Source organism: Candidatus Ruminimicrobium bovinum (assembly GCF_902760015.1).
GTDB classification, from domain to species: Bacteria; Elusimicrobiota; Endomicrobiia; order Endomicrobiales; family Endomicrobiaceae; genus Ruminimicrobium; species Ruminimicrobium bovinum.
On the sequence record NZ_CACWEU010000182.1, the window covers coordinates 1 to 10,640 of the forward strand.

A 10,640-nucleotide genomic window follows, 5' to 3' on the forward strand; every position below is an offset into this window, starting at 1 on the left:
AGACAATCCGGATAATTATAAAAATATTTCTTTCAATAAAGAAGGTATTGTTGAAATAAACAATAAAAAATATGTTCTAAAAGAATCTTTGGATTTCTTTGTTAGAAATGATTCCGGTATTGATTGTTGCAGAAATATTTTAGATGCTTTTGAAAAACTTAATACAGAACTTAACAATATGGAAGGTGGGAAAACCAATAAGAATATTGAAGAGTTATTAAAGAATGTAAAGGCAACAGAGGTATTTACTGATGCATTTAGAACTAATATGGAATATGATGATTATTTAATAAATCAAAAGAAAGCATTAATTGATATTTATTCTGAAATAGCAAAAGGCGGGAATTACACGAGGTTTATAGAAAAACTGCAAACAGGTGGAGGAAAAACAGTAATAACTGCATTAACAGCCGCAATGTTATATGCAAAACAAGGTAAGATTGAATTAAATGGAGAATTCAATAAATTTTTAACAGTTTTAACTAATAACTCTACAAATGCAAATGAATTAGCTTTAGAATTAAATAGAACATTAGGTTTGGAAGCAGAAGAAGTTAAACATATTACAGCTGAAGAATCTAACCAAAATATAGAAATAGGCGATAAGGTTAAAATTGTTGTGGTTGACTACCAAACATATAATGGTTTAGTTGCCGGTGAATTTTCTAGAATGTTTGAAACAAAGCCAGGTGAGTTAGAGGAATTATGTAGTGATATTGGTGCAGATTTATCAAAAACTGCAGAAGGTAAACTTGAATTTTCTGATCCGTATCAAGCTAATATTGTATTCAAATTGTTAAGAGGAGATTATAAAGATATTAAGGAATTAAAACAAGCATGTGAAGATAAAGGATTAAAGTTTAATGAAGTAGAAAAGTTGCAAAAAGAATTTAAAGATATGGGTGAAGAATTATTAGAAAATTCTCCGTTAAAAAGGTTAGGAGATGCTGTTTGCGATGAGGTAGATACTTTTGCATCTATAGCACAACAGGCATTGGCAAAATCTAATGGTATGTATATTACTACAAAATCCATGGCTAAGTATTATGATACTATAAAAGAAATGAAGGATTTAAATAAATCATCAGCGGAATACAAAGATAAATATAATAAATTATTAAATGATTATGTTGATTTAAGTTCAAATTTAGAAAAAATGATAGATACAGATTTAAAAAGAACTCGTGGTGAATTGGATAATTTAATTTCTAAATATGAAAATTGTAAGAATAATGAAATACCTGAAAGTGCTTCACCTGAAATAAGGGCTGCTATAGAAAAAGGCAATAAATATGTAAGCTACTTTGAAATGCTTACAAATGGTAAGTTTAAAATGAATAGCAAAGGTAAAATAGAATCAATTGAAATAATTGATCCTGCAAAAGAAGACCTTTCTACTTTAGAAGAAATGTCTAAAATAGAACATGATAATAAAATTGGTGATGTTACTACAAAGGTTGACAAAGAAAGTAGTTCTAGTGGTTTAGAAAAGGGTAATGATATACATAGCATTATAGATGACACCATTAAAGACAGTAAAAAAGATGATTTTAATAGTGAAAAGAAAAAGAATAAAAATGATAGTGAAAAAAATAATAATAGTAATAAAGAAGATAGAGAAAATACAATAAAAGCCATAGCAGACAAAATGTATGAAGAGTATGGCAAAGATTTAGGCTTTAGTAAAAAACAATGTTTGGAGCATGTTAGAAATGTTATGTCATCATTTGATTTAGTTGAATTTAGGGATTATAAAGAATTAGATGGTGAAATTTGTGTAATATATGGTTCGAAAGATGCTCCTGACATGACAATGCCTGCAGGGCAAATGCAAGCATTGGAAATAAGAAAAAATCTTTCCGTAACTAAACCAAGTTCGGATTCTTATGTTTCAAATTCAGTATTTGCAATGAGTTTGTTTGGTGATATAATTGGTGTTTCTGGAACAGTATCAAAAGCTTCTGAAGTTAATGTTCTTAACAAAATGGGTTTTGAAATAAAAGGAACAACACCAAAATTAAACACTTTATCTGGTATAGTAGAATCTGCAAATAACAGAACAGATGTTATTTTTGATAGTACAAATGCTATTAGAGAAAATCAAGGACAATCTGTATTTAATTTAGTTTTAACTGCACATTCTGCTGATGCTAAGATGACATATGAAGGAATAATTGAAAGAACTTTAGGCAGGGAAATAAGTAGTGATAATATGGGACAAATAATTGAAGCAAACGCAGAAGTTTCTCCGATTGTAAATGAATTATTGAATTGTAAAACAGTTGAAGAGTTAAAGTCTAAAGTATCAAAGATACCTGAAAAATATAGACCTGAAATAATAAATAATTCTGAGCTTGATTTTGACATAATAAAAGCTGAAACGATAGTAGATTTAAAAGCTAAAGCAATAATGGATAAACTTAGTGTTGATATTAGTTTTGAAGAATCAAGAAATTTAGCAACTATGAAATATGTTGATTCCGGTATTAGTGAAGCGGAATTGAATTTGTTGAAATATGAAGTTAAAGCAGGTGTTTATGATTATGTTATATCTGATGCCACACTAATAGGTAGAGGTTGGGATGCCGGTAATATGATAGATGCACAGAAGGTATTTAATTACAGAAATGGTATAGAAAAAGGAAAAGTTGTTGCAAATAACTGGCTGTTGGATTCAGCATTGATGACAGAAACTCAGTTAGTTCAAGGTGCGGGAAGAACGGATCCTTATGGTAGTAATAGATTCTCAAAAGAGTCCTATGATAAACAGGTTATACAGTTACATTCTGTAGAAAGAATGATTGAAATTGATACATTGAGAGAAGCTGCAAAAGAAAATAAAGGATGGGATATTGATCTTGTTAATAGACATATGGAAGAAGTTCAAATGGAAAATGAACGAAGAGAACTTCAAGGTGCAGGACTTAAAATGCAAAGATCAAGAATTGATAACTTTAATGAATCAAAAAGAAGCGAAGCTAAACCTACAGTTGAAAGTTTATATAACAAAGTTTCTGGAAAATATAATTTTGCAAAGGATGATCCTATAATAAAAGAAATAGTAGGAGATTCTGAAAATAGTGATACTTTAACAAATCAACAATGGTTTGCTGTAGATAATTATAAATATTTATTAGCATTAGGTTATCAGTATAATGATTATGATAAAGAAAAAGTATTGAAAATGGTATCAAGTGGTAACATTGCAGATATGCTTGAAATAGTAGGTTATGAAGAACAAGCAAATGCTGTAAGAGAATATGAAAAAGCATATAAAGATGCTGTAAATAAGCAGATGTCAATGTCAGAAGAAGATAAGAATTTTGCTGATAAGTTTGGAAGAATTCAAACTGAAAATAAAACAGATTTTATTAAAGCTTTACCGAGTATTATACCTGTAGTAATAAAAAATCCTATAAAAACTGTTAATTTCCTTATAACCGGTGATTTAGCTAAATCAGAAAAGATGCTTCAGAAGAAAGAAAAAGTCTTTAATGATGTTAAAGAGAATGCATTCTTATCATTCGTTAAAGGAGAATATGATACCAGTGACAATAATTTGGATATGAGTATGACAAGTGCATTAATAAAATCTGATTTTAGTAACAAAGAGTCAAATTCAATATCTTTAAATAATGCTTTAGTAGCAACATTGCAAGTTAAAGACGGAGTAGTTTCTTTTGCGGATGATGAAATAATTGAAATTTTTGAAGAACTATTCAGTCATGAAACAGAAGAAACAAAGAATTTATCAGGTTGGAAGAACTTTGATTATAATAGATTTATTGAACTTTACAAATCTGGAAATAAAGATGAAATGTTAAATATGTTAAAACAGGCTGATTTAGAAAATTCTAAACTTTATGAGAAAATATTATCTGACAATGGTATCAAAAAATCAACAGTTGAAGAAGTTAAAACCGCAGCAGAAGAAAAAGGAATATTTACAAATACCAATATTGAAAATAAGTTTAATAAAAATTTAACAACCGAACAACAAATATTACTTGGACAAGCTGTTGATTTGATAAATTTAATAAATTCTAATAATGCAGAGGAAGTTATAACTAAATTAGCAAAAGCTGCTGATATTGATGTAAGTGAACTTAAAGACGAAACCGGTAAATACGATTTAGCAAAAGTAATGAATATGATTGAAGTATCATTACAAACTGATAATGCGGATGAAGTTGTAACTACATTAGCGGAAGTAGCTAATGTTGATGTAAATGAATTTAAAGATGAAACTGGAAAATATGATTTAGCAAAGGTAATGAATGTTGTACAAGCATCGTTGATTAATAATGCAGAAGAAGTTATTACTACATTAGCAGAAGCAGCTAACGTTGATGTAAATAAACTTAAAGATGAAAACGGCAAATATGACTTGGCAAAAGTAGTAGATATGTTACAAACATTACAAAGTGAAGAAATAGTAACATCCGGTATTAAAGGTGAAACTATAAGTACCGTCTACAGCTTGTGTAAATTATTGAAAAAACAAGAAGGCAAAATATCACAAGAAAAACTAAAACAAGCCGTAGCAAGGTATCAAAATTCTAAATCTTTAACTAATATAACTGATATATTGATAGATACATTGGATAATATTGATGCTGATGGTAAGGAGCTTGTTAAAGCATTAACAGGTGTAACAAAACCTGAAGAAATGCAACATGCAATAGCAGCTGTAATTGCAATATGTCAAGATGCGGATGGTATAGCAAGGTTACTTGGTTTTGATAATATAGCAGATGTGGCAAATGTTAAAAACAATGAAGAAATAGTAAACAGATTTATGCTTGAAGTATCTGAAGTTGCAGATTATGAATATGCACAGGAAGATAAAATTGCAACTATACTATTACTTTCAGCAGCAAGAGATATCTTAATTGCATATAATAATAAAGAAATTGATGAAGAAACAATAAATAATGGAACAATTGAGGATATCCAAGTTGCAATACAGTTAAGTAAAGCTGTAAATATGAATGTAATAGTGAAAGGTTTGGCAGATGCTGTTGTAAATAAGAAAGTTACCATAGAAGATGAAGAATTTAAAATAGATTTAGTTGCATTACAAGAAGCAGTTACAGATAAAGTTAAGATAAAATCAATACTTAAAAACGCAAAAGACAGTTTGAAAGATTTAGGTAACTTGGGTAGAGGAATGGCAACAGAAAAAGATTTACCTGATTCATTAAAAGCCTTAATGAATATATCCGATGTTCACGCAGTGGCTGCTTCAGCATAAAATTTGCAAAGCAAATTTTGAGGTATGGAAGTATTGATGTATAGATGTATGGAAACGACAAACGACAAACGACAAACGACAGAAGAGCAAAAGATTAGAAACAAAGCAGAATAAACAAAGAATAAAAAATCACAATGTGCTAAATAAGCACATTGTGATTTTCCCTTGACATTCTGTTTTAAGTTTATATATAATAACAAAACGTTTTATATTAGTCCGCAAGGACATATTAATTAAAAAGTAGCCGTCCCGGCTCACCTTCACCTTAGGGAAAAGGTATATAAATTTAGAAGTTGCAGTTTGTTATTTATATAGGGACGGGTGTTTTATATCCGTTCCATTTTTTATTTTGCAGGTAAAATCCTGCGAGGGGGATTGTATAGATACAAAAAGATACCGTACTAATCAGTACATAAGAGTACCGGAAGTAAGATTGATTGACGAAAATGGAGTTCAGGTAGGGATTGTTCCTATAGCGCAGGCATTGGCGAAAGCACAGGCGGCAGGTAAAGATTTAATAGAAATTTCACCTCAGGCAAATCCGCCGGTGTGTAAAATTCTTGAATTTTCAAAATTCCGTTATGATTTATCAAAAAAGGAAAAGGAATCAAGAAAAAAACAAAAAATTGTTCAGTTAAAAGAAGTTCGTTTAAGAACAAGAATTGCAGGGCATGACCTTGACGTAAAAACTAAAAAAATAAAAGATTTTTTGGAAGAAGGAAACAAAGTTCAAATAACGGTAATGTTTTCCGGAAGAGAAATGCAGCATAAGGATTTAGGTTTCAATATTTTGGAAGATATTAAAAATAAATTTGCCGATATTGCTACGTCGGAAGGAAAAGTATCGTCGATGGGAACAAGAAGTTTTCTTATACTTAGTCCGAAAAAGAAACAAAAATAAAAATAAAATTAAAACAGGAGAAAACGAAAATGCCTAAAATGAAAACCCATAGTGGTGCAAAAAAAAGATTTAGAGCAACAGGCACGGGAAAACTTAAATATAGAAAACCCGGACAAAGACATTTGCTTACAGGTATGGAACCTAAAAAAGGAAGAAGTTTAAGAAAACCGGGAATAGTTCATTCAACCGATATGGGCAGAATGAAACAGTTTATGCCTTATTCCGTTTAATTTAAAGAATATTTTTAAGGAGATAGATAAATGAGAGCCAAAAGTGTTGTTTATACAAGACAAAGAAAGAAAAAAACGTTTAGATTAGCCAAAGGTTATTATGCAACAAAGAAAAACCGTTGGAGAATGGTAATACAACAGGTAGAAAAATCTTTGGTATATGCATATAACGACAGAAAAGACCGCAAAGGTATGTATAGAAGTATGTGGATAGTTCGTTTAAATGCTGCCGTTAGGGAAGAAGGTATGTCTTACAACAGGTTTATTTCCGGGCTTAAAAAAGCCAATGTTATAATAGACAGAAAAATGTTGGCGGAAATTGCCGTTAACGACAACGCAACATTTAAACAATTGGTTGAAATAGCAAAAGCTTCATAATAAAAATTATTTATGAAGAGCAATTCTGCATTACTGCCTATTATACTGTTTTTTATAGGACTTATTGTATTAGGAACTGTTCTTTTATGTTTGCCGTTTGCAAGGGTAAACCCTGAATTGTCCGTTTTAAATTGTTTGTTTACGGTAACATCCGCAGTTTGTGTTACGGGGTTGTCGGTTGTAAATATCAGCCAATATTTTACATTAAGCGGACAGATTATAATAATGTGTTTGGTTCAAATAGGTGCATTCGGTTATATGTTGGTATCTACGGGTTTAGGGTTTTTGCTTGGTAAAATAGCATTAAAAGACAGAAAAATAATGCAGGAATTATTTGATATAAGTTCGTTTAACGATCTTTTTAAATTATTAAGGAAAGCAATACTTATTGTTCTTTGTATAGAATTGGCTGGAGCCGTAGTTTTAACTTTAAAATTTATGGGTTCATATCCGTTGCAAAAAGCAATTTTTTTGGGGTTATTTCATTCAATAATGGCTTTTTGTAATGCCGGTTTTTCTCTTTTTGAAAACAGTATGGAACTTTTTTCCAACAGCCCTGCCGTATTATGGACATTAAGTTCGCTTATACTTTTGGGCGGGTTAGGTTTTTTTGTTTTGGTTGACATAATAGAAAAATTTTATTCCGAAACAAAAAAACTTACTTTTCATTCGGAAGTTATTTTATGGGTAACTTTTTGTTTAACGTTAATTGCTGCAATAGTTTTGTTTTTGGGGAACCTTAATTCTTTTGCGGATAAAAGTTTTGCTTTTATTTTAAATAATTCTGTTTTTCAGTCTTTAAGTATCAGAACGGCAGGTTTTAATTCTTTACCGATTACCGATATTTCCATGCCGATAGCTTTTTTTTCGTTGGCATTAATGTTTATAGGCGGCGGTCCCGGAAGTACGGCCGGCGGTTTAAAAATTACAACACTTGCGCTTGTTTTTGTTTTTGTTCGTGCATTGATAAAAGGTGAAAACGAATATAATTTGGCAAAAAAAAGTATAGATGTTGATTTGATAAAGAAAGCATTGTTAATTTTTATTGTTATGGTATCGTTGTTGTTTTTATTTGTTTTTGCAATGCTTTGTGTTGAACAAAACAGTGAGCCCTTAAATGTTATTTTTGAAGTTGTTTCGGCTTTCTGTACGGTGGGTTTATCTTTGGGAATAACATCTTCGATAACTGCTGCAGGTAAAGTTATTTTAATAGTCGCCATGTTTATAGGAAGAATAGGTGCCGTAACAATATTGATATATGTTGTTAACACTAAAACGGTTAAAAATAATATAAGATATCCCGACGCCAGGTTGATGATAGGTTAACAAATTGCGGAGCAATTTGTTTGTTTATTGGATTATCAGATTATAGAGGTATATGTTAAACTTGTCCGATAGGACACTTTGATAAACTCTTCAGCTTTTCAGCTATCAGCTTATCAGCTAAAAATCGCAAAGCGATTTTTATGGAGGTAGTATGTCAAAAACACAATTTGCGGTTATCGGGCTTGGGACTTTCGGTTCAAATCTTGCGAAAGAATTATTTAAAAGAGGTTTTCCGGTTTTAGCCATAGATAATAAAGAAGAAATTGTCAATAAAATAACATCTTTTGTAACGCAAGCCATAGTTGCCGATGCAACAGACGGTAAAGCACTTGAAAATGCCGGTATTAAAGATTGTGATACGGTGGTGGTTGCAATAGGTGAAGATATAGAAACAAGCATACTTGCCACATTGGTTGTAAAAGATTTGGGTATAAAAAACGTTATAGTAAAATGTATCAGCCAATGGCATTCAAAAATAGCGGTAAAAATAGGTGCCGACAGAGTTATTTATCCCGAATTTGAAATGGCAAAAAAATTGGCCGAAAGTATGGTTTCGCCTAACATTTTGGAACAGATAGAAGTTTCTAAAGATTTTAATTTGGTTGAAATAGTTGCTCCGAAAAAATGCCACGGCAAAACAATAAAAGATTCCGAAATAAGAACAAAATACGGAATAAACGTAATTGCAATCAAAAAACATATTCCTTTTATAAATGATGAAGGCCAACCAGATATTGAAGAAAAAACAAACGTTGCTCCGGGACCTGACGATGAAATAATGGAAAATGATATTTTGGTTATTGTAGGTAAACAGGAGCAAATAGAAAAATTTAACAAGTAGGTTTGTAATGGTTAATAAAAATAACGATGAAAAAATAATACAAGAACAGGCAATGTTTTATTTTTTAAACAGTAAATTCGATGAGGCGGTTGAAGATTTTAAAAAAGTTTTGGAAATAAATCCGGCAAACGTTGATGCATTGTGCAGTTTAGGTTTGATTTATGAAAATAAAAAAATGATTGAAGATGCAAAAACAATGTATGAAAAAACATTGGCCGTTGATAAAGAAAACAAGGTGGCAAGAGAACATCTTAATAAACTTATAGGAATAAACAATGAACAGGATTGATATTATTTTAAGTGAAGCTTTGGATAAGTTAAAAAATATTGACACGGAAGAAAAAGTTGAACTTATTAAAGTTGAATATCTCGGTAAAAAAGGAAAGATAACCGAGCTTTTAAAAACTTTATCAAGTTTGTCGGTTGAAGAAAAAAAGACAACCGGTGCAAAAATTAATGAAGCAAAAAATCTTTTAAATAAAAATTTGGAAGATAAAAAAAAGGAAATAAAAAATAAACTTTTGGAAGAAAAATTTAAAAATGAAAAAATAGATATTTCTCCCGCTTTTTCGTTTACATTTCCGAAAGGTCATTATCATATAATAACACAAACCATAGAAGAAATGAGCAACATTTTTATTTCGTTGGGTTTTAATGTTGCAAAAGGCAACGAAATAGAAACGGATTGGTATAATTTTGAAGCATTAAATATTCCGAAAGATCATCCTGCAAGAGATACACAGGATACTTTCTATCTTGAAAACAGTGATAAATTATTAAGAACACAAACATCTGCCGGGCAAATTCATATTATGGAAGAACAAAAACCGCCGATAAAAGTAATAATACCGGGCAGAGTTTTTAGAAATGAAGCAACGGATGCTTCACACTCTGCGATATTCCATCAGATAGAAGGGCTTGTTGTCGGAGAAAATATAACTTTTGCGGAACTTAAAGGAACTTTAACTTTATTTATTCACAGACTTTTCGGCAACCATATAGATTTACGTTTTAGGCCGTCTCACTTTCAGTTTACCGAACCTTCCGCCGAAGTTGATATAAAATGTGTTTTATGCGGCGGCAAAGGTTGCAGAGTATGTAAAGGCAGCGGTTGGCTTGAAGTTTTGGGTTGCGGTATGGTTCATCCTAATGTATTCAGGGCTGTAAAATATGACCCTGAAAAATATACGGGTTATGCTTTCGGACTCGGTGTTGAAAGGTTTGCAATGCTTAAATACGGAATTGACGATATGAGAGTATTGTATGAAAACGATATAAGAGTTTTAAAACAATTCTAACAAATTGCTTTGCAATTTGTTGCTTAGAGCTTGGGGCTTAGAGCTGAGTGTTTGTAAAGCAAATTCGGCTCAGCCGTCAGCTGAAAATTTGTTTCACAAATTTTTAAAGGAGTAATAATGAAAATTTCATATAATTGGTTAAAAGATATTGTAGATTTTAATTTAAGTCCGCAGCAGCTTTGTAAGGAACTTACTTTTTTGGGCGTTGAAACTTCAATAGTAAGCGGCGGAACAAATTGGACAGGTGTAATTACTGCAAAAGTTCTTGATAAGCAAAAACATCCCAATGCCGATAAACTTTCGGTCTGCAAAGTTTACGACGGCGTAAAAACTTATGAAATTGTTTGCGGGGCTCCGAATGTTGCGGCAGGTCAAACCATTCCGCTTGCTTTAATCGGTGCAAAACTCCCGG

At 31.2% G+C, this 10,640-nt stretch carries 8 protein-coding genes and 1 pseudogene; all 9 read left to right on the forward strand.

From position 1 onward, the window contains the following. On the forward strand, nucleotides 1-5,254 hold a 5,254-nt coding region (locus ACMUOV_RS06145; RefSeq protein ID WP_413854229.1), incomplete at its 5' end, for a hypothetical protein. A 349-nt stretch (nucleotides 5,255-5,603) separates the two neighbouring features. Further along, complete coding sequence (gene infC, locus ACMUOV_RS06150) at nucleotides 5,604-6,155, forward strand: translation initiation factor IF-3 (RefSeq protein ID WP_413854230.1); 552 nt, start codon at nucleotides 5,604-5,606, stop codon at nucleotides 6,153-6,155. 29 nt (nucleotides 6,156-6,184) lie between these two features. After that, the gene (gene rpmI, locus ACMUOV_RS06155) at nucleotides 6,185-6,385 is read left to right on the forward strand and encodes a 50S ribosomal protein L35 (RefSeq protein WP_413854231.1); all 201 of its coding nucleotides are present in this window, start codon (nucleotides 6,185-6,187) and stop codon (nucleotides 6,383-6,385) included. Between the two features lie 30 nt (nucleotides 6,386-6,415). Continuing rightward, nucleotides 6,416-6,763, forward strand: a complete 348-nt coding sequence (gene rplT / locus ACMUOV_RS06160; protein ID WP_413854232.1) for a 50S ribosomal protein L20 — start codon at nucleotides 6,416-6,418, stop codon at nucleotides 6,761-6,763. A gap of 12 nt (nucleotides 6,764-6,775) precedes the next feature. Next, on the forward strand, nucleotides 6,776-8,089 hold the full coding sequence (locus ACMUOV_RS06165; protein WP_413854233.1) for a TrkH family potassium uptake protein: 1,314 nt from the start codon (nucleotides 6,776-6,778) through the stop codon (nucleotides 8,087-8,089). Nucleotides 8,090-8,240: 151 nt separating this feature from the next. After that, entirely contained in the window at nucleotides 8,241-8,930 is a 690-nt protein-coding gene (locus tag ACMUOV_RS06170) for a potassium channel family protein (protein WP_413854234.1), read from the forward strand. Between the two features lie 7 nt (nucleotides 8,931-8,937). Next, entirely contained in the window at nucleotides 8,938-9,219 is a 282-nt protein-coding gene (locus ACMUOV_RS06175; RefSeq protein ID WP_413854235.1) for a tetratricopeptide repeat protein, read from the forward strand. After that, nucleotides 9,206-10,228, forward strand: a complete 1,023-nt coding sequence (gene pheS, locus ACMUOV_RS06180; protein ID WP_413854236.1) for a phenylalanine--tRNA ligase subunit alpha — start codon at nucleotides 9,206-9,208, stop codon at nucleotides 10,226-10,228. The genes ACMUOV_RS06175 and pheS overlap by 14 nt, the downstream gene beginning before the upstream one ends. A gap of 117 nt (nucleotides 10,229-10,345) precedes the next feature. Further along, nucleotides 10,346-10,640, forward strand: a pseudogene (locus ACMUOV_RS06185) (phenylalanine--tRNA ligase subunit beta); the annotation flags it as partial.

Bases quoted from the DNA above. Each gene is read 5' to 3' on its own strand.
- rpmI (WP_413854231.1), top strand. From the start codon at position 6,185: ATGCCTAAAATGAAAACCCATAGTGGTGCAAAAAAAAGATTTAGAGCA.
- ACMUOV_RS06165 (WP_413854233.1), top strand. From the start codon at position 6,776: ATGAAGAGCAATTCTGCATTACTGCCTATTATACTGTTTTTTATAGGA.
- ACMUOV_RS06170 (WP_413854234.1), top strand. From the start codon at position 8,241: ATGTCAAAAACACAATTTGCGGTTATCGGGCTTGGGACTTTCGGTTCA.
- rplT (WP_413854232.1), top strand. From the start codon at position 6,416: ATGAGAGCCAAAAGTGTTGTTTATACAAGACAAAGAAAGAAAAAAACG.
- ACMUOV_RS06175 (WP_413854235.1), top strand. From the start codon at position 8,938: ATGGTTAATAAAAATAACGATGAAAAAATAATACAAGAACAGGCAATG.
- pheS (WP_413854236.1), top strand. From the start codon at position 9,206: ATGAACAGGATTGATATTATTTTAAGTGAAGCTTTGGATAAGTTAAAA.